The 20,537-nt window shown below is 62.4% G+C and carries 24 protein-coding genes; 11 read left to right on the top strand and 13 right to left on the bottom strand.

What is annotated here, in order from left to right; all coding sequences use genetic code 11:
* The first annotated feature begins 15 nt into the window (after positions 1 to 15).
* Genes IB264_RS20485 through IB264_RS20475 form a run of 3 tightly spaced genes read left to right on the top strand, consistent with a single transcriptional unit; the run spans position 16 to position 1,656 of the window.
* On the top strand, positions 16 to 645 hold the full coding sequence (locus IB264_RS20485; RefSeq protein WP_025424881.1) for a LysE family translocator: 630 nt from the start codon (positions 16 to 18) through the stop codon (positions 643 to 645).
* A 1-nt stretch (position 646) separates the two neighbouring features.
* Positions 647 to 1,219 (top strand): hypothetical protein, encoded by a 573-nt coding sequence (locus IB264_RS20480; protein ID WP_025424882.1) that lies wholly within the window; start codon positions 647 to 649, stop codon positions 1,217 to 1,219.
* A gap of 29 nt (positions 1,220 to 1,248) precedes the next feature.
* Positions 1,249 to 1,656, top strand: coding sequence for a VOC family protein (locus tag IB264_RS20475; protein WP_025424883.1), 408 nt, complete (start codon positions 1,249 to 1,251; stop codon positions 1,654 to 1,656).
* Positions 1,657 to 1,752: 96 nt separating this feature from the next.
* On the opposite strand, the gene IB264_RS20470 is transcribed toward IB264_RS20475, so the two are convergent.
* The gene (locus tag IB264_RS20470) at positions 1,753 to 2,343 is read right to left on the bottom strand and encodes a GNAT family N-acetyltransferase (RefSeq protein ID WP_025424884.1); all 591 of its coding nucleotides are present in this window, start codon (positions 2,341 to 2,343) and stop codon (positions 1,753 to 1,755) included.
* 88 nt (positions 2,344 to 2,431) lie between these two features.
* A complete protein-coding gene (gene odc2, locus IB264_RS20465; protein WP_025424885.1) occupies positions 2,432 to 3,565 on the bottom strand; it encodes an ornithine/lysine decarboxylase in 1,134 nt (377 codons plus the stop codon).
* Positions 3,566 to 4,272: 707 nt separating this feature from the next.
* Here odc2 and IB264_RS20460 point away from each other — a divergent pair.
* The 4 genes from IB264_RS20460 to IB264_RS20445 all read left to right on the top strand — a co-directional run bounded on the left by IB264_RS20460 (position 4,273) and on the right by IB264_RS20445 (position 7,370).
* The gene (locus tag IB264_RS20460) at positions 4,273 to 5,166 is read left to right on the top strand and encodes a LysR family transcriptional regulator (RefSeq protein WP_025424886.1); all 894 of its coding nucleotides are present in this window, start codon (positions 4,273 to 4,275) and stop codon (positions 5,164 to 5,166) included.
* Between the two features lie 92 nt (positions 5,167 to 5,258).
* Positions 5,259 to 5,903, top strand: coding sequence for a DUF1007 family protein (locus IB264_RS20455; protein WP_025424887.1), 645 nt, complete (start codon positions 5,259 to 5,261; stop codon positions 5,901 to 5,903).
* On the top strand, positions 5,897 to 6,946 hold the full coding sequence (locus tag IB264_RS20450) for a nickel/cobalt transporter (protein WP_025424888.1): 1,050 nt from the start codon (positions 5,897 to 5,899) through the stop codon (positions 6,944 to 6,946). Before IB264_RS20455 ends, IB264_RS20450 begins: the two co-directional genes overlap by 7 nt.
* Positions 6,947 to 7,058: 112 nt before the next feature.
* Positions 7,059 to 7,370, top strand: coding sequence for a hypothetical protein (locus IB264_RS20445; RefSeq protein WP_025424889.1), 312 nt, complete (start codon positions 7,059 to 7,061; stop codon positions 7,368 to 7,370).
* Between the two features lie 68 nt (positions 7,371 to 7,438).
* On the opposite strand, the gene IB264_RS20440 is transcribed toward IB264_RS20445, so the two are convergent.
* From IB264_RS20440 to IB264_RS20425, 4 genes are all read right to left on the bottom strand, one after another.
* Positions 7,439 to 7,675, bottom strand: a complete 237-nt coding sequence (locus IB264_RS20440) for a hypothetical protein (protein WP_057207582.1) — start codon at positions 7,673 to 7,675, stop codon at positions 7,439 to 7,441.
* A 2-nt stretch (positions 7,676 to 7,677) separates the two neighbouring features.
* Complete coding sequence (locus tag IB264_RS20435; RefSeq protein ID WP_038575716.1) at positions 7,678 to 8,367, bottom strand: GNAT family N-acetyltransferase; 690 nt, start codon at positions 8,365 to 8,367, stop codon at positions 7,678 to 7,680.
* A 145-nt stretch (positions 8,368 to 8,512) separates the two neighbouring features.
* Positions 8,513 to 9,220, bottom strand: coding sequence for a tellurite resistance TerB family protein (locus IB264_RS20430; RefSeq protein WP_025424891.1), 708 nt, complete (start codon positions 9,218 to 9,220; stop codon positions 8,513 to 8,515).
* Between the two features lie 202 nt (positions 9,221 to 9,422).
* Positions 9,423 to 10,061 (bottom strand): 2-dehydro-3-deoxy-phosphogluconate aldolase, encoded by a 639-nt coding sequence (locus IB264_RS20425; protein ID WP_025424892.1) that lies wholly within the window; start codon positions 10,059 to 10,061, stop codon positions 9,423 to 9,425.
* A gap of 199 nt (positions 10,062 to 10,260) precedes the next feature.
* On the opposite strand from IB264_RS20425, the gene IB264_RS20420 reads away from it, so the two are divergent.
* The 3 genes from IB264_RS20420 to IB264_RS20410 all read left to right on the top strand — a co-directional run bounded on the left by IB264_RS20420 (position 10,261) and on the right by IB264_RS20410 (position 12,662).
* Positions 10,261 to 10,734 carry a CYTH domain-containing protein gene (locus IB264_RS20420; RefSeq protein ID WP_025424893.1) on the top strand — a complete coding sequence of 158 codons (474 nt, stop codon included), beginning with the start codon at positions 10,261 to 10,263 and terminating at the stop codon, positions 10,732 to 10,734.
* The gene (locus IB264_RS20415) at positions 10,731 to 11,639 is read left to right on the top strand and encodes a CHAD domain-containing protein (protein WP_025424894.1); all 909 of its coding nucleotides are present in this window, start codon (positions 10,731 to 10,733) and stop codon (positions 11,637 to 11,639) included. The genes IB264_RS20420 and IB264_RS20415 overlap by 4 nt, the downstream gene beginning before the upstream one ends.
* Before the next feature lie 78 nt (positions 11,640 to 11,717).
* On the top strand, positions 11,718 to 12,662 hold the full coding sequence (locus IB264_RS20410) for a rhodanese-related sulfurtransferase (protein ID WP_025424895.1): 945 nt from the start codon (positions 11,718 to 11,720) through the stop codon (positions 12,660 to 12,662).
* A 225-nt stretch (positions 12,663 to 12,887) separates the two neighbouring features.
* Here IB264_RS20410 and IB264_RS20405 read toward each other — a convergent pair whose 3' ends face one another.
* The 5 genes from IB264_RS20405 to IB264_RS20385 all read right to left on the bottom strand — a co-directional run bounded on the left by IB264_RS20405 (position 12,888) and on the right by IB264_RS20385 (position 16,965).
* Positions 12,888 to 13,286, bottom strand: coding sequence for a GFA family protein (locus tag IB264_RS20405; RefSeq protein ID WP_025424896.1), 399 nt, complete (start codon positions 13,284 to 13,286; stop codon positions 12,888 to 12,890).
* 115 nt (positions 13,287 to 13,401) lie between these two features.
* On the bottom strand, positions 13,402 to 14,178 hold the full coding sequence (locus tag IB264_RS20400) for a MetQ/NlpA family ABC transporter substrate-binding protein (protein ID WP_025424897.1): 777 nt from the start codon (positions 14,176 to 14,178) through the stop codon (positions 13,402 to 13,404).
* Positions 14,179 to 14,216: 38 nt separating this feature from the next.
* Entirely contained in the window at positions 14,217 to 14,882 is a 666-nt protein-coding gene (locus tag IB264_RS20395; RefSeq protein ID WP_025424898.1) for a methionine ABC transporter permease, read from the bottom strand.
* A complete protein-coding gene (locus IB264_RS20390) occupies positions 14,872 to 15,954 on the bottom strand; it encodes a methionine ABC transporter ATP-binding protein (RefSeq protein WP_025424899.1) in 1,083 nt (360 codons plus the stop codon). Before IB264_RS20390 ends, IB264_RS20395 begins: the two co-directional genes overlap by 11 nt.
* 378 nt (positions 15,955 to 16,332) lie before the next feature.
* Entirely contained in the window at positions 16,333 to 16,965 is a 633-nt protein-coding gene (locus tag IB264_RS20385; protein WP_025424900.1) for a TerC family protein, read from the bottom strand.
* A 241-nt stretch (positions 16,966 to 17,206) separates the two neighbouring features.
* On the opposite strand from IB264_RS20385, the gene IB264_RS20380 reads away from it, so the two are divergent.
* A complete protein-coding gene (locus IB264_RS20380; RefSeq protein WP_025424901.1) occupies positions 17,207 to 18,097 on the top strand; it encodes an NAD(P)-dependent oxidoreductase in 891 nt (296 codons plus the stop codon).
* 309 nt (positions 18,098 to 18,406) lie between these two features.
* Here IB264_RS20380 and IB264_RS20375 read toward each other — a convergent pair whose 3' ends face one another.
* Positions 18,407 to 19,774, bottom strand: a complete 1,368-nt coding sequence (locus tag IB264_RS20375; RefSeq protein ID WP_038576503.1) for a GH1 family beta-glucosidase — start codon at positions 19,772 to 19,774, stop codon at positions 18,407 to 18,409.
* 161 nt (positions 19,775 to 19,935) lie between these two features.
* The coding region (locus IB264_RS20370; RefSeq protein WP_245449194.1) for a Gfo/Idh/MocA family oxidoreductase at positions 19,936 to 20,537 on the bottom strand (602 nt) is incomplete at its 5' end.

The raw sequence follows: 20,537 nt of genomic DNA, 5'->3' as shown, positions 1-20,537 counted from the left end.
ACACCGGAGTGTCCCATGGGCGGTACAACCATCCTCGCATTCGCCTTTGTCGCTTTCATCGGTATCGCCACGCCGGGCCCGACCGTGCTGTTGGCGCTGACCAACGGTTCGCGCTACGGCATCAAGCGTGCGCTTGTGGGCATGATCGGCGCCGTTCTCTCGGATTTCGTGCTGATCGGCGCGGTGGCGCTGGGTCTCGGCGCGCTACTCGCTGCCTCGGAATTCTGGTTTACGGTCGTCAAATGGCTCGGCGCCGCCTATCTCGCCTTTCTCGGCGTCATGCTGTTGCGGTCGAAGGGAACGCTCGATGTCGCCATCGACAAAGGCGCCGCCGACGTCGCGACGCCTGCGATTTTTCTGAAGAGCTTTCTGGTCGCCGTCACCAACCCGAAGGGTTATCTCTTCTTCTCGGCCTTCCTGCCGCAGTTCATTGACCTCGCCTTGCCGCAGGCGCCGCAATACGCAGTACTTGCCCTGGTCTTCGCCGCTGTCGATTTTGCCGTGATGCTCGGTTACGCGCTACTCGGCTCCCAGGCGGCTCGTTTTCTCAAGCATTCCGGGGCCGTCTGGCTCGAGCGTATCTGTGGCGGCGCCCTGCTTGCCCTTGCCGGTTCCCTCGCTTTCTATCGCCGCGCCACAAACTGACATGCTGTTCCGCAAGGCCATTCTCTACCAGATCGCCAAGGGCGACGTGACACTGGCCTTTCGGCGCTGGACCAGGCCAACAGTCAAGGCCGGCGGCAGCCTGCGCACAGCGGCCGGCATATTGTCGATCGACGCGATCGAGACCACCGAGGCCGAAGACATCAGCATAGAGGACGCACGTCGCGCCGGGTTCCCGACGCGTGAGGCATTGCTCGCCGAACTCGACGGCAGGCCCGATGGCACGCTTTACCGCATCGCCTTCCACCGCGCGGGCGACGATCCGCGTCTGTCCTTGCGCGATGACGCGACGCTTGCGAAATCCGACTGGGCCAAGATTGCCGCCAGGCTCGCCCGCTTTGACGAGGCCGCCGGTCAGATCTGGGCCGAAGCGACACTCCGCCTGATTGCTTCGCGCGACGGGATTACCGCCGCCGAGATCGCTGAACAGGTCGGCATGGATAAACTCAAGCTCAAGCCACGCATCCGCAAACTGAAGGAACTAGGGCTGACGGAAAGCCTGACGGTCGGCTATCGGCTGTCGCCGCGCGGACGGTCCTTCCTTAGCCAGGTATGAGCGATGCCAGCCAAGACAAGGGAGAAGACATGATCGGATATACGATGGTCGGAACGACCGATCTCAAACGCGCCGAACGGTTCTACGATCCGCTGATGGCGTTGATCGGTCAGGAGCGCTGCTGGTGCGACGAGCAGGTGGCGTCCTGGGGACGCAAGGATGATGACCGCGCGCCGCGTTTCTTCACCGGCTATCCCTTCGACGGAAATCCCGCCGGCATCGGCAATGGCGCCATGACCGCGTTCCTCGTGCCAAGCGCTGCGATCATCGACCGGCTGTTTGCAACGGCGATGGAACAGGGCGGCAGTGTCGAGGGCGAACCGGGCTTTCGCCCGCAATACGGAGACGGCTTCTACGCCGCCTATGTGCGCGATCCCGATGGCAACAAGCTTGCCTTCGTCTGCTACGACGCGCGACCGTCTGCCACGGAGGCGTGATCTCGGGTTTTTATGACCTGCTCCCCCACCCCTCGCATGAGGCGGATGGGGGAGCAGCGAAAAATCCGCCCCCGCAGGGTTGGAGACGGAAAGAGATCAGGCCGCGCGCCTGACCGGCGGCAGCGCCAACTTGCGGCCATTGGCGACGATGAGGCCGGCAGCGCCCTCGAGCCAGGCATCCCGAAGCTCAAGCGCCAGGAAACGGTTGCGCTCGAACGGACCGGGCATGACCAAATGCTGCGTGCGCGCGGCGAAGAAGCCGAAACGCTCGTAATAGGCGGCATCCCCGACCAGCAGGATCGCGCCGTGACCGCGGTTCTTGGCCTCTTCGATCGCTGCACGCATCAGCATGCCGCCGATGCCCTTGCCTTCATGGGCGGGATCGACTGCCAGCGGACCGAGCAGCAGGGCTGGAATGCTGTGGCCTTCGCGGCTGACGCCGGCCTCGACATTCCACAGGCGAACGGTGCCGATCACGTGACCATCGAGATCGCGGGCGACGAAGGCGAGGCCTTCGGCAGGCACGCGGCCGCTGCGCAGCTTTTCCGACGACTTGCGACGCCGCTCCGGCCCCATCGCCCGATCGAGCAGGTTTTCGCGGGCAACGACGTCACCCGGGTTTTCGTTATCGATAACGAATGTGGACGGCGCGAAAAACGCGCGCAGGGCATCAACAACAGCGGCCATCCGGGCCTCCCGTCATCAAAACCGCTTCAGGCGGCATCTAAGGAAATTGTGAAATGGCGCTCCCGCCCGAGGACGGGAGCAAACCGGATCAGATCACGTAGGACTTCAAGGGCTCGAAGCCGTTGAAGGCGACGGCCGAGTAGGTCGTGGTGTAGGCGCCGGTGCCTTCGATCAGAACCTCGTCGCCGATCGAGAGCGTGATCGGCAGCGGATACATGTTCTTCTCGTACAGCACGTCGGCCGAATCGCAGGTCGGGCCGGCAAGCACGCAGGGCTCCATTTCGTCGCCGTCACGGGCCGTGCGGATCGGGTAGCGGATCGCCTCGTCCATGGTTTCGGCGAGACCGCCGAACTTGCCGATGTCGAGGAACACCCAGCGGTGGCTGTCGTTATCAGACTTCTTCGAAACGAGAACGACTTCCGCCTTGATCACGCCGGCGTTGCCGACCATGCCGCGACCCGGCTCGATGATCGTTTCCGGGATGTGGTTGCCGAAGTGCTTCTTCAGCGCGCCGAAGATCGCCTGGCCGTAGGCTTCAGCGGTCGGCACGTCCTTGAGGTACTTCGTCGGGAAGCCACCGCCCATGTTGACCATCTTGAGCTCGATGCCCTGCTTGGCCAGCTGCACAAAGACGCGCTTGGCATCGGCAAGAGCCGAATCCCAGGCGTCGAGCTTCGTCATCTGCGAACCGACATGGAACGAGACGCCGTAGGAAACGAGGCCATGCTGATGGGCGTAGACGAGCACGTCGACAGCCATCTGCGGGACGCAGCCGAACTTGCGCGACAGCGGCCATTCGGCGCCTTCGCCATCGGTCAGGACGCGGCAGAACACGCGGGCACCAGGGGCGGCACGTGCAACCTTCTCGACTTCCTCATGGCTGTCGACGGCAAAGAGCGACACACCGAGAGCGTGCGCGCGGGCAATGTCGCGCTCCTTCTTGATGGTGTTGCCATAGGAAATGCGCTGGGCGGTCGCACCGGCGTCGAGCGCCATTTCGATTTCAGCGACGGACGCGCAATCGAAGGAGGAGCCCATGCCGGCGAGCAGGCGCAGGATTTCCGGCGCCGGGTTTGCCTTGACGGCGTAATAGATCGAGCTGTCCGGCATCGCGTGGCGGAAGGCCTTGAAATTGTTGCGCACGACGTCGAGGTCGACAACGAGGCAAGGGCCGTCGGGTCGTCGGGTGTTGATGAAGTCGATGATGCGTGCCGTGGTCATGGCCTTATTCCCCTGATCCAAAATGCTCCGCTTTCGCGGAGGACAAAGGGCATACGCGCGAATGCTCTGGAACCAGCCGGTGGAGACCCCGGAACCAAGCATGCGCTCGATGCGCGAACGGTGAATCAAAGCCCGCCTAGGCTTCAATTCGGCTTTGTCTGCCATGGATTGGAGGGGATAACCCAACCGCACTTCCGGCAATGAAGGTGTGCCTCTTCAGTAACCCCGGCTGTTGGAGAGCCGGCAGACACCAGAAAGGCCCGCACCGTCGTTGCTTCAAGATGTCCTCGCATTTCCCGGTTGGCCGGAATAGCGACTGGAGGGGTTAGTTCCAGGTACCTTACCGATACCCTCACCTAATCGAGGGTCGGCGGACACCCACAGGCACGTGCGACTTTGGGCAAGGGCGTAGGTAAGAAAAAACCTTGTCGTAATCAAGAGTTTTTTCGCGGCCGCTGTTGAATTTTTTTCGAGACCGGCAACACTGTCAGTGTTCACGTTTACTGAACAATCGACAGCGACGCAGTGACCGCCACAAACGCTTGAAAGAACTGGATTTATTTTAAGACCTCGCCTATCCGGTCGTCAAAATTCGAAGAGCGGACCGAACCGGCCACAAAGACAGCCGCCGAACAGAGAAACGTGAAAGAAGCATTCGCGGCGAATCAAGGCTCCCGCGACCAGGAAAGACGAAGGAAACACCGGCCATGGACACGCTCACCCGCATCCGCGCCTTCATCGATGTCGTGGACGCCGAAGGGTTTTCGGCCGCCGCCCGCCGCGTCGGCAGGTCGAAGGCGCTCTTGTCGAAATATGTGCGCGAGCTTGAGGACGAACTCGGCGCGCTTCTGCTTAACCGCACGACACGTCAATTCTCGATGACGGAAGCCGGCCACACCTATTATCGCACCGCGTCGGAAATCCTGAAGGAAATCGACAATCTCGCCGATCTCGTGCGCGCCAACAATTCCGACCTCAAGGGCCGGCTGCGCATCACCGCGCCCCGCACTTTCGTCGACGCCGAGATCGGCCAGTCGCTGGTCGATTTCGGCAAGCAGCATCCGGAACTGTCGCTGGAGATCGTTTCGGACGACCGCTTCGTCGACCTCGTCGAAGAGGGCTTCGATGTCGCCATCCGTATCACCCGACTTGAGGATTCGACGCTGATCGCGCGCAAGCTCGACGACTTCCAGGTCCTGATCTGTGCCGCTCCGGACTTCGTGGAGAAGGTCGGGCCGATCGCACATCCGACCGACCTTTCGAAGATCCCCTGCATTCTCGACACCAATGGAAAGTCCTATTCCAACTGGCGCTTCATCGAGCCTGACGGTTCCTCCTTCACCGTTCCCGTCAGTGGCCCGATCGAGGTCAACAGTCCGCTTGCCTCGGTGCGCGCTGCCGTCTCCGGCATCGGTGTGGCGCTGGTTCCCGATTTCATCGCACGGCCCAAGGTTGCCACCGGCGAACTCGTCACGCTCTTTGACGATTTCCTGCCCAGGGACCGCGGCATCTATGCGATCTATCCGCACCGCCGCTACCTGCCGGCCAAAGTGCGCACCCTCGTCGACTACCTGCACGCCTGGTTCCGCAAGCCGCATTGACGCGGCAAGGTCCCAAATCCGTCCCATTTCCAGTACATTGCGGGAACGATTCGAAGGCACTGCTGCGCCCTGACTGAAAGGATTGCCGTTTCATGAGAATTAAGCGCCTCGTCGTGGCCGGCCTTGCCATCCTGCTTGCGCCGACTTTGGCCTTTGCCCATCCGCACATCTTCGCCGAGGCCCGCCTGGAAGTGGCCTCCGACGACAAGGGTGAGGTGAGCGAGCTGAGAAATGTCTGGCGTTTCGACGAGCTATTTTCCGCAAGTGTCGTTCTCGACTTCGACAAGAACTCGAACGCCACGCTCGACCCGGACGAACTGGCGGAAGTCGGCCAGACCGTGCTGGAGTCACTGTCGGAGTACAACTACTACACGACGGCCCTGGAAAACGGCAAATCCATCAAGGTCAGCAAACCTGAGCACATCACCGTCGACTACAAGGACGGCCAGTTGCTGATGATCTTCGCGGTCAAGCCGGCCGAGCCGATGCCGCTCAAGGGCAAGCTCTCCTTCGGCGTCTACGACCCGACCATGTACACGGCCATGGATTTCCCGACCGATGACGACCTGACCGTGGTCGGCGACAAGATCGCCGCCTGCGAACACAAGGTCGTCCGCCCTGATCCTGACGAAGTCCTTGCCGAGAACAAGGACACGCTGACCGATGCTTTCTGGAGCGACCCGACCGGCACCGACATGTCGAAGCTCTTTGCAACCAGGATAGAGATCACATGCTGAACACCCGCAGGATCGGCCGCCTGATTGCCGCGACGCTCGTGTTGACCGCTCTGTCGGCCGGCCTTGCCGCGGCGCAATCGCCGCTCGGCATCGGCACTGCCGAACCGTCGTTTCAGACCACCGGCTTTCTCGGCGGCTTCTTTGCCTGGGTGAATGCAGAGCAGCAGGGCTTCTACCGCACGCTGACAGGCTCGCTGAAGGGCATGCGCGAAAACCCCTGGCAGCTCTGGTCGCTGATTGGCCTTTCCTTTGCCTATGGCGTCTTCCATGCCGCCGGCCCCGGCCATGGCAAGGCGGTCATCTCCTCCTACATGATCGCCAACGAGACTGAGCTGAAGCGCGGCGTGCTGCTCTCCTTCATGTCGTCGATCCTGCAGGGGGTCGTCGCCATCCTGCTTGTCGGCGCGGTTTATCTTCTTTTGCGCGGATCCTCGATCAGCATGACTGACGCGACGCGCTCTCTGGAAATTGCCAGCTACGCCCTGATCGCAGCCTTCGGCGGCTGGCTCTTGTTTCGCAAACTGCGCTCGATGATGCGTCCGACGGCTCTCATGGCAACGGCCGGCGGCGGGCATGTTCACGTCGAGCACGAACACGATCATCACGACCATGCCCACCATCGCCATGACCACACGCATCATCACCACGACCATGGCGCCGGCGAAGTCTGCTCCACCTGCGGCCATGCGCATGCGCCGGATCCGTCGATGCTCAAGGGCGATCGCTTCGCCATCAGCGAGGCCTGGTCGGCGATCGTCGCCGTCGGTCTGCGTCCGTGCTCGGGCGCACTGATCGTGCTGTCCTTCGCCTTACTCAACGGCCTTTATCTCGGCGGCATCCTGTCGGTCTTCGCCATGTCGATCGGCACCGCCATCACGGTATCGATCCTGGCGACGCTGGCCGTCACGGCAAAGGGTTTCGCCGTGCGCTACGCGTCAAGCGCCGCATCGGCCGCCCGCGTCTCGAACGGCATCGAGATCGCAGGCGCCCTGCTCGTGATTATCTTGGGACTGGTCTTGCTGGGCGCCGCGCTGCAAGGATAAGGCAGCTATGTGTTCGCCAGGACGTGCGCCGCTTCCGCAAGCCCGCCCCTTTCCCCCACCCCGGGGGAGGTCAACGTACGTCGTGCGTGGAGCCGCCACACGGACACGGTAGATGAATTTCGACACGCTTGAGTTCGAGGAAATCGCCGCCAACCTCGCACGGGCCGGCTGGGCAATCAAATACATCTGGTCCGGTGAAGCCACCGCTTTCAGGCTCTGGCTTTCCGAAACGCACGGGATTGCGGCGACCGACGTTGGAGGCGGCTACTCGTTCTGGGTTGTCGATCACTATTGGGCGCCGCCATCCGGCGCGCGGAATGTCTCTGACGCGTGGTACTCATTCGGCTACCGTCTTGAAGACGACCCAGAGCTAACGCCCGATCAAATCGGCTTCACGCGTGTGCGAAAGAAAAAACGCTATTGAGGAACCAGGCACGCTGTGGACGGGTCTTCCGAGGCAACTCCCTGCACGTCGGCCCCTAGACCTTACCATCACAGCCCGCGCTTGCGCTGATGCCGCGCGCGCAGCCAGAAGATCAGGAAGAAGCCGAGAACGAAGACGACGCCAAAGGCGCCGGCGAGCCACACCGAGATATCGCCAAGCCTCAGCATGATCGACGGTAGCACGAAGAAGCCGACGCCGACGACGGCCAGAATGACGGCCGCGGCGATCGCCGGCGACTTTTCCTTAGGGGCTTGGTTTTCTCTCGTCTTCTCGGGCGCGTTCACGCTCACTCCTTTGGCGCGAGGTCCGCGCGAATATCTTCCAGCCGCCGCTTCTGACGACCATCGGCATCGAAATTATCAGGCGACAGCCAGTTTTCGAATGCGGCATTGAGCAGCGGCCATTCGCTGTCGATCATCGAGAACCAGGCCGTGTCGCGGTTGCCGCCCTTGGATATCATATGCTGGCGGAAAATGCCTTCAAAACTGAAGCCGAGGCGGAGTGCCGTCGTCCGGCTTGGCTCATTCTCGCTGTTGCACTTCCACTCGTAGCGGCGATAGCCGAGATCCTCGAAGACATGCTTGGCCATGAGGTAATGCACCTCGGTCGACAGCGGCGAACGGGCCATCGCCGCACCATGCGCAACGGACCCGACCTCGACGACGCCATTGGCAGGATCGGCGCGCATGTAGTTCGCCATACCGACGACCTTGCCGCTCGCCTTGTCGCGGAACACTTCCGTGACCCAGCCGCCCTTTTCCTGGGCAGTGGTCAGCCAGGTGTCGAAATCGTCGATGCCGCGGAAATCGGCCTGCGCGAAATACTTGAGCAGCGGATTGATGCCCATACCGCCGAGCCCATCCCAGAGGTCCTGCCTGTGCATCGCACGGTCATAGGGTTCAAGCCGGACATAGCGACCCTCGATCGCCACCGGCTTCGGTGCCGGGCATCCCTTCCAGTTGCTCAGATCACGCATCGGCCACCTCTCCGGCTGCAGCAATTCAAAGTGCTATAGCGACCTTTGCGCGTCTGGTAAGACGCGCGGCGCTATCGACTTCGGCATAGGGCAGAGAAGCGGCCGACACAAATTCAAACTGGTGATCAATCCATGAGCGAAATGATCAGGCCGGGACCTTGGCCGACGACACGGTCGCTTCGATATGATCGACCAGCGCATCGGGAAGGCCGAGGCGACCGGCGAGCAGATCGAGATAGCCCCGCTCGGCGCGGCTTTCCGGCTCGATCGTCAGGCGCGACGCGGTATAAACCTCGACGCGCTCTTCCTCGGTCTTCGCAGCGTTGACGATGGCGTCGATATCGACCGGATTGGCCAGCTCGCCCTCGAGGAACGCCGACGCATCGGCCGACAGACCGGACACCGAAAGCTTATCCATGATGTGGCGGCGCTCGACCTCGTCGATATGGCCGTCGGCGCGCGAGGCGGCGATCATGGCGCGCACGAGAATAAGCGCGAAGTCGTGGCTGATCTTTTCCGGCTCGGCGGCAAATCCGGAATCGGTCGGCGGCGGCAAGAGTTCAGGCTGCTTCTGGGCGGTGGGATCGGTGACCGGCGCGTTGCCGGACTGATAGTTCTTGTAGGCCTGATAGCCGAGGCCGGCGATGGCTGCGAGCCCTCCGAGCACGGCCGCATTGCCGGTCAGCTGCCGGCCCGACTTGGTGCCGAGCAGAACGGCGGCGATGGCACCGGTTGCCAGCGGATTGTCCTTGGCGAGTTGCGTAACCTGGCCGGCGCGGTCGCGCACCGAGCCACCCGCTCCCGGCACCTGCGATCCGAGAAACTGGTCCAGCAATTTCTTCGCGTCGAACATGGGGTTTCGCTCCTTGTCGGTTCCAGGCGGATTAAAAACCATGCGGAACAGGGCGCCGCCTGCACCCGCTCCATCAAACCGATTGAGACATAGGAACGTTGCACTGGAAATACAAACTCGCGTTGCGCACGAAAATGGCCGGGCACACGAAAAAGGCCGGACTGACGCCCGGCCTCGAAATTCTCAAGCGATCGGGCGAGCCTCAGCCCTTGAGCGCAAAGGCCTCGGCCGCAAGCTTGGTGATGCCGGCCCAGTCGCCCTTCGTCACCAGATCCTTCGGCGCCACCCACGAGCCGCCGACGCAGATGACGTTCGGCAGCGACAGGTAGTCGCGGGCGTTCGAAAGCGAGATGCCGCCGGTCGGGCAGAAGAAGGTGCCGGCAAGCGGCGACGACAGCGACTTGAGATAGGCAGCGCCACCGGCCTGTTCCGCCGGGAAGAACTTCATGACGTCGTAGCCTTCTTCGCGCAGGCCCATGACTTCGCTGGCGGTCGCAGCACCCGGGAGCAACGGGGCGTCGTGGTCGTTGGCAACGTCGATCAGCTCCTGCGTCGTGCCCGGGCTGACGATGAACTGCGAACCGGCTTCGATCGCCGCCTCGAACTGGGCGGCATTGAGGATGGTGCCGGCACCGGCAACCGCACCCTCGACCTCGTTGGCAACGGCGCGGATCGCTTCGAGCGCCGCGGGCGTGCGCAAGGTGATCTCGATCGCTTTCAGTCCACCGGCGACGAGCGCCCGCGCCAGCGGCACGGCGGTCGCCACATCGTCGATCACCAGAACCGGGACGACCGGCTGCAGTTTGAGGATGGAAAGAAGCTTGTCGGTTTTCGCACTCATGCAGATCGTCCTTTTAAAACGATTGAATATGCGTTCCGCATACTCCGCCTGCTGCCGCTTGTCGAGGCCGAACACCAAGCCGGTTCACCATTCATACATAAGCAAAAAAGAAAATAACTTCGACAACAAAGAGATGCTTGAGCCTTGCCCGTAAAACGATAGTTTGATGACATCGACCCTCTCGAAATGCGGGATACCCATGGCGAAGGAGATAGAGCGCAAGTTCCTGGTGGCCTCCGACGGTTGGCGGGAGCGTGCCGACAAGGGCACCCAGCTCCGGCAGGCCTATGTCGTCACTATGGACGACCGGTCCGTGCGCGTGCGGATCCACGGCAACAAATGGGCGCGGCTGACAATCAAGATCGGCAAGTCGGCGCTGGTCCGCAATGAATACGAATATGATCTGCCGATGGACGACGCCAGCGAAATGCTGACCCAGGCAGTGGGCGTCGTTATCGAGAAACGGCGCTACCGGGTGCCGCACAAGGGCTTTGTGTGGGAGGTCGACGTCTACGAAGGCGCACTTGAGGGGCTCGTCGTCGCCGAGGTCGAGATGAAGCGGGAGACCGATCTGCCCGCACTTCCCGACTGGCTGGGACCGGAGATCACCGGGGACCGGCGCTATTCCAACCAGGCGCTCGCCACCAACGGGCCTGTGGAAGAACAAGCATGAGCTACGCCTTCCGCCCAGGCGGGGCCTTCACCGACGATTTCAAAAATGTCGGCGCCGAACAATTCGAGCAGGCGATCGAGGTCCTGCGGCTGCGCCCTGATGGCGTGCACGAGGCAATCCACGACGCCCGCAAGTGTTTCAAGCGCCTGCGTGCACTCTATCGGCTCATCGCCTCCGACGCGCCGCTGTTTCAAAAACAGGAGAATGCCCGCATTCGCAACATGGCGCGCAATCTCTCGGCTGTCAGGGACGCCGCCGCGCTCGTCGAAAATGCCCGCTATCTGCATGAGGGCGCCCGTAGCGACGACGAGGAGAAGGCGCTCGACCGCGTCTGCTCGCGACTGGCCGAGCGACGCGACCGGATTGCCGCCGGCCAAACCGATATCGAGGACAGGATCGCAGCCACCATCGTCAATTGCGAACAGGCCATGGCGGCGCTTGCCCATGTCTCCTTCGACGACCGTCGCCGCAAGACGGCCGACCGGCTGGCGAAGGGCTGGCGGCGCACGTTGAAGCGCGCTGCCCGCGCCGTTGAGGCCTGCCAGGCAAGCACCGAGGCCGCCGCCTTCCACGAGTTGCGCAAGCGCGCGCAGGATTATCGCATGCACCTTGCCTTGATGCGTGAGGCCTGGCCCTCGGCGATGCAGGCAAAACGCCTGGATGCCAAAGCGCTGGTCGAAATTCTCGGCCACCTCAACGACCTCGACGTCATGACCTCGCTCGTCAACGAGGATCCAGGCCTTGCCGGCGACAGCCAGGATCAGGCTCATCTGATCTCCGCTGTCATCGCTCGCCAGGAAAGCCTGCGCTTAGAGGCGCTGGATCGCGCAGCCAACGTCTTTCTCGATGCGCCGGATGTCGAGAGCCGGACCATCCGGCTCCTTTGGCTGGAGGCCAGTCGCTAGCCGCCGGCCGCGACAGATGGCCCCTGGAGGGGAGGTCCGGATTGCACTTGCGGCGCGAAAGCTGTATTTGCACGCCCCATGACCGACATTTCAACGACCCCGCGCCCCGAGACGCATGGCCAGTTCATGGTCGCAGCGCTCTATCATTTCGTCGCCTTCCCGCGTTTCGCCGAATTCCGCGAACCGCTGCAGACCGTTTGCGACGAGAATGGCGTCAAGGGAACCCTGCTTCTCGCCCATGAGGGCATCAACGGCACGATCGCCGGCACCGACGCCGGCATCACGGCGGTGCTTTCCTATCTGCGCTCGCAGCCGGAATTTTCGGGCCTGGAGCACAAGGAAAGCCGTGCTTCCTCGATGCCGTTCCTGCGCATGAAGGTGCGGCTGAAAAAGGAAATCGTCACCATGGGCGTCAACAACATCGACCCCAACAAGATCGTCGGCACCTATGTCGATCCCAAGGATTGGAACGCGCTGATCTCCGATCCCGAAACGATCGTCATCGACACGCGCAACGACTACGAGACCGCGATCGGCATATTCAAGGGCGCGGTCGATCCGCAGACCAAGACCTTCCGCGAGTTTCCAGACTGGGTGCGCAACAATGCCGGCCTGCACAACAAGCCGAAGATCGCCATGTATTGCACCGGCGGCATCCGCTGCGAGAAGGCGACCGCCTTCATGAAGGAGCAGGGCTTCGACGAGGTCTTCCACCTCAAGGGCGGCATCCTGAAGTATCTCGAAGAGGTGCCGCAGGAGGAAAGCCTCTGGGAAGGCGCCTGCTTCGTCTTCGACGACCGCGTGTCGGTCACGCACGGGCTTGAAGAGGGCGAGCACACGCTCTGCCACGCCTGCCGCCAGCCGCTGACCCCGGCCGACCTCGCCTCCCCGCACCACGAGGAAGGCGTGTCCTGCATCCATTGCCACGAAGTCCGCACCGACGAGGACCGCGAGCGTTACCGCCAGCGGCAACGCCAGATCACGCTTGCCAAAAAGCGCGGCGAGAAACATCTCGGAAGCTGAAGCGGCTGTCGAAGAAGTCGCGCCGCATCCGCCTGCCGGCACCTTCTCCCCGCAAGCGGGGCGAAGGGAGATGCCGCGCCATCCGTATCCCAAAGAACCGCCCATTCACATCAAGTCAGTATTTTCCGTAACGGAACCGCCGGCAACCCTGCACCCGGGCCACGTACCCTCTCCCCGCATGCGGCGAGAGGGTTAGAGCGAGGGGCAAATCTTGCTGTCTCGCCTCTAGCCCGGCAGCGCCTCGCATTCCTGCAGGGCCATCGCCGCCCGATCCCATTTGGGCCGGCTGCGCGTGAAGATCGCATCCGTTGGCGTGAACTCGGAGAGATCGTCAAGCGTGCCGGCATAGACCGTCAGTCGACCATCATCCGGCAGGCCACTTCCAAAAACCTGGCTGCCGCAGGTCTCGCAGAAATGGCGGATGGAAATGTTGCCATTCGCAGCAATGGTCTGGTAGCCGCGACAAGACCCCGTCGCAATCACATCCGAACGATCGAAAATCATGTAGCAGCAATGCCCGGTACCGGTGATCCGCTGGCAATCGCGACAATGGCAAAAGCCGGAATAGGACGGCGACCGCTTCGCCTCATACCGTATGGCGCCGCAGTGACATCCACCCTTCATGCCGGCCTCCTCCTGTGATTGCAGAGGAGATAGCGCGCCGCAGCCAGCATTCAAAAGAAAACCGCGCGCCGGGGTACGGCGCGCGGTTCGATATCGGGTTTCTACGGGCTGGAAATTACCAGCTCGGGATCAGCGCGCCCTTGAAGGTCTCGTTGATGAAGGTCTTCACCTTTTCGTCGTGGTAGGCTTCGACGAGCGTCTTCACCCAGGGCGCGTCCTTGTCGGCGGTGCGCACGGCAATGACGTTGGCGTAGGGCGACTTCTCGCCTTCGATGGCGATGGCGTCTTCCTTCGGATGCAGGTCGGCCTCGAGCGCGTAGTTGGTGTTGATCACTGCTGCGTCGACATCGGCGAGCGAGCGCGGAAGCTGGGCCGCATCCAGTTCGGCAAATGTGATGTTCTTCGGGTTTTCTGTGATGTCGGATGGGGTCACCTTCAGGCCGACTTCCGGCTTGACCTTGATGAGACCCTTGGACGCGAGCACGAGCAGCGCGCGGCCACCATTGGTCGGATCGTTCGGGATGCCGATCGTCGCGCCATCCTTCAGCTCGTCGAGGCTCTTCACCTTGCTCGAATAGACGCCCATCGGCGTGGTGATGGTGGTGCCGACGCTGACGATATCGAAACCGCGATCGGCGATCTGGTTGTCGAGGTAAGGCTGGTGCTGGAACGAATTTGCGTTGAGGTCGCCGTCGGCAAGCGCCTGGTTCGGAACGACGTAATCGGAGAATTCGAGGATCTCGATGTCGAGGCCCTTGGGCGCCGCGACTTCCTTCACCTTCTCCATGATCTGGGCGTGCTCGCCCGGCGTCACGCCAACCTTGATGGTTTCGGCCAGTGCGGTACCGGCCGTAAGGGCTGCGATTGCCGCAGCAATGATGAGCTTCTTCATGGGTATCTCCTTGTTGGTGATTTGAATGTCCTGGGAAATCAGTTCTTGCGGCTACGCCTGTCGAAGTGGCGTGCCAGTCCGTCGCCGGCACTCTGCACCAGCTGCACCAGCACGATGAGCACGATGACGACGACGAGCATCACGTCGGGCATGAAGCGCTGGTAACCGTAGCGGATGCCGAGATCGCCGAGCCCGCCGCCGCCGACCGCGCCGACCATGGCGGAGTAACCAATGAGGCTGACGGCTGTCATGGTCAGCGCCATCGTCAGCGCCGGGCGGGCCTCCGCGAGCAGAACCTTGAAGACGATCTGCATCGGCGTGGCACCCATGGCACGGGCCGCCTCGATCAGTCCCTTGTCAATCTCGCGGATCGCCGCCTCCACCAGACGTGCAACGAAGGGAATGGTCGCGATCGTCAGCGGCACGATCGCCGCCTTGGTGCCGATCGACGTTCCGGTGAGAAGCCGGGTGAAGGGAATGATGGCAACGACCAGGATGATGAACGGGGTCGAGCGCGCCGCATTGACGATCAGCCCGACGATGCGGTTGATCGTCGGTGCCGGAAAGAGTTCGCCCTTGCCGCTGGTCGCCAGGAATATGCCGATCGGCAAGCCGATCAGTGAGCCGATCAGGCCGGCGGCCGCGACCATGTAGAGCGTGTCGAGCGTGGCACCCCAGATCTTTAACAGGATATCAGGCGACATAGCCGAGCACCTCCGTGACCAGACCGTTTTCAGTGAAGAAGCGTTCGGCACGGCCTGCGGTTTCCGCATCCGCGCCATAGGCGACGACCAGCGAGCCGTAGGGCCGGCCGCCGATCTCGTCGATCGTTCCGGCGATGATGTTGACCTCGGCGCCGACCGACTTGATCAGCTGCGAAATCAGCGGCCGTTCTGCCGCCGCGCCAAAGAAGGTCAGGCGCACGACGGCGCGGTCGCCGACGGCAGCCTGCGGCTTCAGCGCGCGGGACACTGCGTCGGGCAGCTTCGAGCCCGGCAGGCCGGAGAGCATCGCCCGTGTCGTCTCGTGCTTCGGATGGGTGAAGACATCGAAGGTGTGGCCGCGTTCGACAATGCGGCCGTGATCGATGACGGCGACATCGGAGGTGACCGCCTTCACCACTTCCATCTCGTGGGTGATGAGCAGCACGGTCAGGCCGAGATCGGCATTGATGCGCTTCAGCAGTTCCAGGATCGATTGCGTCGTCTCGGGATCGAGCGCCGATGTCGCTTCGTCCGACAAAAGCAGCTTCGGCTCGGTCGCAAGCGCCCGGGCGATGCCGATCCGCTGCTTCTGGCCGCCGGAAAGCTCGGAGGGGTAACGGCCATGCTTGTCGGCAAGCCCGACAAGGTCGAGCAGCGGGCGCACGCGCTTTTCGATGGCTCCCTTGTCCATGCCGGCGATTTCGAGCGGCAGCGCCACATTGCCGAACACGGTACGCGACGACAGCAGATTGAAATGCTGGAAGATCATGCCGACCGAGCGGCGCAACGTGCGAAGACCCGCCTCGTCGAGCGCGCCGACATCGACGCCGTCGACGAGCACCTTGCCGCCCGTCGGCTTCTCCAGCCCGTTGACCAGGCGGATCAGCGTCGACTTGCCGGCGCCGGAGCGGCCGATGATACCGGTGATCGAGCCGCGGCCGACCGAAAGGGAGACGTTGTCGAGCGCGGTAAAGCCGCCGCTCTTGCCGGACGCTGCGAAATGCTTTGAAACGCCGTCGAAGATGACGGCGGCATCGCCGGGCGCCGGTGCTTTATAGGCGGAAACGCTCATCGTTCGGATACCCCCGAAAGAGGCGTTATCGTTATGGACGGGTACATAGGTGCTCTCGGATGCTCGAAACTCAAAATCCCGGACTCGGGGCGCGGGATGGAAGGCGCGTCTTGTCAGGCCGACATTCGACAACGCATTCGGAACAGGGAGCACTTCTCTAGCATTAGCCAACCGGTGAGTTCAACGTCGTTGCCGCAGGAAGAACATGCGACATAATCTACGGCCCTTATGGACAATAGATCCCGGCTTTTACAGGTATGATTTTCCGGGTTGCTTCACGTTTGCGGAAAAAACCGCTCTTTCGCAAATGGCGCTGAAAGAAGCCTGCTGCGCACCGGCCCGATAAGCGGGCCGATGCGCACGATCTGCCGATGACGGTCAAACGCCGATGGCGTGAGCGACCGGCGCCAGATGCGGCCAGACTTCGAGTGAGCCGCGATAGATCATGTTGAGTGCCACATAGAGGATGATGGCGAGACCGACATAGGCGATCCAGTGATAGCGGTTGAGCAGCCGGGCGATGAAGCTGGCGGCAATGCCCATCAGCGCGATCGAAAGGATGAGGCCGAAGACGAGGATCGTCGGATGCTCGCGCGCAGCGCCGGCGACCGCCAACACGTTGTCGAGCGACATCGAGACGTCGGCAATGACGATCTGGATGGCTGCCTGAAGGAAGGTCTTTCGCGGCGCCGAATTGGCCCCCTCGCCCTCAAAATCTTCGGCCCCGCCGGCGCGGATCTCGCGCCACATCTTCCAGCAGACCCAGAGAAGCAGAAGGCCACCGGCCAGCAGCAGCCCGATGATATCGAGAAGCTGTACCGTGACGCTGGCAAGCGCGATGCGAAGGACCGTGGCGGCAAGAATGCCGACCAGGATCGCCTTGCGGCGCTGCTCGGTCGGCAGACCGGCGGCTGCAAGGCCGATGACGACGGCATTGTCGCCGGCCAGAACCAGGTCGATGACGATGACCTGCAGAAGCGCCAGCAGCCCGGCAGAGGTGAAGATTTCCATGATCGATAGTCCCCCAGGCGCCCCGCACGCCTATTCGCTGTCGCTAACGCATAGAACAAGGGGCGTTGGCGGATCAAGGGGTTGAGACGGACAGCTTCGCAATACGCACCGGAATGATGGCACTGCGCAGCGCGTTGTTGCTTCAACGGCTATGCAGAGATTGTGGCGGACTTCACAGTTTACTGAGCACAGTTCTCTGATACGAAACACAACAAGACTGAGTCGAAAGGCAGGAGAGCGGATGCGCATCGTTTTGACCGGAAGTTCGGGGCGCATCGGCCGGGCGATCTACAATGCCCTGACGCCCGATCACGACGTGATCGGCATCGACCGCGCGCCTTTTGCGACGACGGAGATCACAGGTGACTTTGTCGACGGTGTCCTCCTGGAACGCGCCATGCAGGGGGCCGATGCCGTCATCCATGCGGCTGCTCTGCATGCGCCACACGTCGATACGATCCCGGACGCGGAATTCGAGCGCGTCAATGTGATGGGCACCCATCTCGTCATTGCCGCGGCTCAAGCCACCGGCGTCCGCCGTATCGTCTTCACCAGCACGACGGCACTGTACGGCCATGCGGTGAAAGAGGGTGCCTGCACCTGGATCACCGAGGAAACGCCACCGCAACCGCACACGATCTACCATCACACCAAGCTTGCCGCCGAGGCTTTGTTGGAAAACGCCGCCGACCGGGCGCTGCATATCCGTGTCCTGCGTATGTCCAGATGTTTTCCGGAGCAGGCCGACCGCATGGCGGCGTATCGGCTGCACCGCGGCATCGACGTCCGCGATGTGGCGGACGCGCATGTGGCGGCGCTCGACAATGACGGGCCTGCCTTTCAGCGGTTCGTCATTTCAGGCGAGCCGGCCTTCCTGCCGACCGATTGCCGTCATCTGGCAAGCGATGCAGCCTCGGTTCTGCGGGAGCGGGCGAGCAAATTTGCTCAGGCCTTTGCCGAGCGCGGCTGGTCGCTGCCGGCATCGATCGACCGTATCTACGATCCGAGTGCCGCCATCGGCGCGCTCGGATGGAAGCCGCGTTTCGGTTTCAAGGAAGTCCTGGCCCAGCTCGACCGCGGCAGCCTCGAGGTGCTGCCGGTGCGCAAAGCGGCCCCAGGGCGCTTCGATTGACAGGACGTCTTGCGCGCCTCAATGGGCGCGCAAGACTGATGACAAAGTCATCCATATGACCTGTTCGACATTCACGTGTCTTGTTGACTCCCAAAGCGCCCTCATTCCTGTGCCTGTCACAGGAATCCAGCCAGCCCAAGTCCTTGGGTTGAAAGATCTGTTGGCCCGACAGACGTCGGGCCGCTGGATCCCCGCTACAAGGGCGAGGATGAGGAGAACAGCATGTTTCGCCCGTCAACCAGGCTATCGCAGTGGTTTGCCATCAACCTGAGCTCTGCACGCCTCAACGGGCGCGCAAGGCACCAGCCATCAGATGTGGTTGCCCGCGGGAAACTCTTCGGCCAATGACTTGTACCAGTGGCCGCTCTTCTTGATCGTGCGCACTTGCGTCTCATAGTCCACATGCACGATGCCGAAGCGCATCTTGTAGCCTTCGGCCCACTCGAAATTGTCCATCAGGCTCCAGGCGAAGTAGCCGCGCATGGGGTAGCCCTTGGAAATCAGGTCTGCCGTCACCGACAGGTGCTCGGCGATGTAGTCGAGCCGCGGCTGGTCGTCGACCGCACCATTTTCGACGCCCATGTTGTAGCAGGCGCCATTCTCGGTGATGTAGCAATCGGGCAGGTCGTAGCGGGCGTTAAGCGTCTCCACCAGTTGGCCGAGCGCCGGCGCATAGACCTCCCAGCCGATATCCGTCTTCACGTCGCTGACCGGCTTGGCGTTGATCGTCGCGGGATATTCGGCACCGGCGGCAGCATCATCACTGACGCGCATTGGCGTGTAGTAGTTAAGGCCCCACCAATCGAGCGGCCGCGAAATCGTTTCCATGTCGCCGTCTTCGATATCGGGCATGCGATGGCCGAGCGCGCTCATGAAGCTTTCGGGATACTCGCCCTTGAAGATCGGACCGAAGAAGACGCCGTTGTGGAAATCGAAGGCGCGCTCAGCGGCCGCCTTGTCGGCAGCAGCGTCGCTGCCGGGATAGACCGAATGAGCGTTGATAACGATGCCGGCTGGCAGGTTCGGCCGCTCCGAGCGGATGGCGTCGACGCCGAGGCCATGTGCCAGGTTGGTGAAATGCAGCGCGTGCAGCGCCGCGTCCATGTTGCGCTCGCCCGGCGCGTGAATGCCGTAGAGATGGCTGAGCCACACCGAGCACCAGGGCTCGTTGAAGGTCGCGATCGCGTCGAGCCGGTCGCCGAGCCGAGCGATGACAGTCTTGGCATAACGCTGGAAGGCGTAGGCCGTGGTGCGCGCCGTCCAGCCGCCGTCGCCCATCAGCGCCAGCGGCAGGTCCCAGTGATAAAGCGTGGCGAAGGCCTTGATGTTACGCGCCTTCAGGCCGTCAACGAGACGGTCGTAGAAGTCGAGGCCCTTCTCGTTGATCGGGCCGGTGCCTTCGGGAATGATGCGCGGCCAGGCGATCGAGAACCGGTAGGCCTCGACGCCGAGGCTCTTGATCAGATCGAGATCATCGTCGAGCCTGTTGTAGTGATCGCAGGCGATATCGCCATTGTGCCGGCCGAAGACCCGGCCCGGCATGTTGGAGAAGGCATCCCAGATCGATGGCTTGCGCCCGTCCATCTTGGTGGCTCCCTCGATCTGGAAGGAGGCCGTCGCCACTCCGAACACGAAATCGCCCGGGAAACGTTGGGCAAGGGTTTTTGCTTCGATCATCAGCCTGTCTCGTCCTTTGCAGCGGCCCGCATCCGGCGGGCGGCCGCTCACCTTGTGTATTTTCATTCTTGTTGCGGGCGGGCCTAAAGCGACACCGGCAAAAGTCAACTCGCGAAAAAGGGCGAGGCACCCCTCGCCCTGCCCCCCGGCATGCTTTCCGACTACACCTTTACCCATGCGCCGTTTCGTTTTGACGACTGCACGCAGGCATCGACGAAGGCCATGCCCTTCATACCGTCGTCGATTGTCGGATAGGTGACGGCGGCATCGATCGCCTCGCCCTTTCGTTTGGCGAAGATCGCCCGGGCCGCTTCGGTGTAGATATTGGCAAACCCTTCGAGATAGCCTTCAGGGTGGCCAGAAGGAATGCGGCTGACGCGAGCGGCGGCCGGGCCGGAGCCGGCACCAGCCCGGGTGAGCAGCCGCTTCGGCTCGCCGAACGGCGTGTACCAGAGATAGTTCGGGTCCTTCTGCGTCCATTCGAGCCCACCCTTGGTGCCGTAGACCCGCACCATCAGGCCGTTCTCGTGGCCGGGCGCCACCTGGCTGCACCAGAGCAGCCCCTTGGCGCGCTCGCCGTCCTTTTTCTTGAAGCGCATCATCACATGGGCATTGTCGTCGAGCTTTCGGCCGGCAACGAAGCTGTCGAGGTCGGCGGCAAGTTCCTCGAGTTCCAGCCCGGAGACGAAGGCGCCGAGATTATAGGCATGGGTGCCGATGTCGCCGGTCGAGCCGCCGGCGCCGGAGCGGGCCGGATCGGTGC

It is taken from the genome of Ensifer sp. ENS11, assembly GCF_014851895.1.
Classification (GTDB): domain Bacteria; phylum Pseudomonadota; class Alphaproteobacteria; order Rhizobiales; family Rhizobiaceae; genus Ensifer; species Ensifer canadensis.
Note: the sequence above shows the minus strand (reverse complement) of the source record. Positions and strands in the feature narration are given on the sequence as shown.

Bases quoted from the DNA above. Each gene is read 5' to 3' on its own strand.
- IB264_RS20445 (WP_025424889.1), top strand. From the start codon at position 7,059: ATGAATTTCGACACGCTTGAGTTCGAGGAAATCGCCGCCAACCTCGCA.
- IB264_RS20380 (WP_025424901.1), top strand. From the start codon at position 17,207: ATGCGCATCGTTTTGACCGGAAGTTCGGGGCGCATCGGCCGGGCGATC.
- IB264_RS20460 (WP_025424886.1), top strand. From the start codon at position 4,273: ATGGACACGCTCACCCGCATCCGCGCCTTCATCGATGTCGTGGACGCC.
- IB264_RS20480 (WP_025424882.1), top strand. From the start codon at position 647: ATGCTGTTCCGCAAGGCCATTCTCTACCAGATCGCCAAGGGCGACGTG.
- IB264_RS20395 (WP_025424898.1), bottom strand. From the start codon at position 14,882: ATGTCGCCTGATATCCTGTTAAAGATCTGGGGTGCCACGCTCGACACG.
- IB264_RS20410 (WP_025424895.1), top strand. From the start codon at position 11,718: ATGACCGACATTTCAACGACCCCGCGCCCCGAGACGCATGGCCAGTTC.
- IB264_RS20450 (WP_025424888.1), top strand. From the start codon at position 5,897: ATGCTGAACACCCGCAGGATCGGCCGCCTGATTGCCGCGACGCTCGTG.
- IB264_RS20470 (WP_025424884.1), bottom strand. From the start codon at position 2,343: ATGGCCGCTGTTGTTGATGCCCTGCGCGCGTTTTTCGCGCCGTCCACA.
- IB264_RS20455 (WP_025424887.1), top strand. From the start codon at position 5,259: ATGAGAATTAAGCGCCTCGTCGTGGCCGGCCTTGCCATCCTGCTTGCG.
- IB264_RS20415 (WP_025424894.1), top strand. From the start codon at position 10,731: ATGAGCTACGCCTTCCGCCCAGGCGGGGCCTTCACCGACGATTTCAAA.
- IB264_RS20400 (WP_025424897.1), bottom strand. From the start codon at position 14,178: ATGAAGAAGCTCATCATTGCTGCGGCAATCGCAGCCCTTACGGCCGGT.
- IB264_RS20485 (WP_025424881.1), top strand. From the start codon at position 16: ATGGGCGGTACAACCATCCTCGCATTCGCCTTTGTCGCTTTCATCGGT.
- IB264_RS20375 (WP_038576503.1), bottom strand. From the start codon at position 19,774: ATGATCGAAGCAAAAACCCTTGCCCAACGTTTCCCGGGCGATTTCGTG.
- IB264_RS20390 (WP_025424899.1), bottom strand. From the start codon at position 15,954: ATGAGCGTTTCCGCCTATAAAGCACCGGCGCCCGGCGATGCCGCCGTC.
- IB264_RS20385 (WP_025424900.1), bottom strand. From the start codon at position 16,965: ATGGAAATCTTCACCTCTGCCGGGCTGCTGGCGCTTCTGCAGGTCATC.
- IB264_RS20430 (WP_025424891.1), bottom strand. From the start codon at position 9,220: ATGTTCGACGCGAAGAAATTGCTGGACCAGTTTCTCGGATCGCAGGTG.
- IB264_RS20420 (WP_025424893.1), top strand. From the start codon at position 10,261: ATGGCGAAGGAGATAGAGCGCAAGTTCCTGGTGGCCTCCGACGGTTGG.
- IB264_RS20435 (WP_038575716.1), bottom strand. From the start codon at position 8,367: ATGCGTGATCTGAGCAACTGGAAGGGATGCCCGGCACCGAAGCCGGTG.
- odc2 (WP_025424885.1), bottom strand. From the start codon at position 3,565: ATGACCACGGCACGCATCATCGACTTCATCAACACCCGACGACCCGAC.
- IB264_RS20405 (WP_025424896.1), bottom strand. From the start codon at position 13,286: ATGAAGGGTGGATGTCACTGCGGCGCCATACGGTATGAGGCGAAGCGG.
- IB264_RS20475 (WP_025424883.1), top strand. From the start codon at position 1,249: ATGATCGGATATACGATGGTCGGAACGACCGATCTCAAACGCGCCGAA.
- IB264_RS20425 (WP_025424892.1), bottom strand. From the start codon at position 10,061: ATGAGTGCGAAAACCGACAAGCTTCTTTCCATCCTCAAACTGCAGCCG.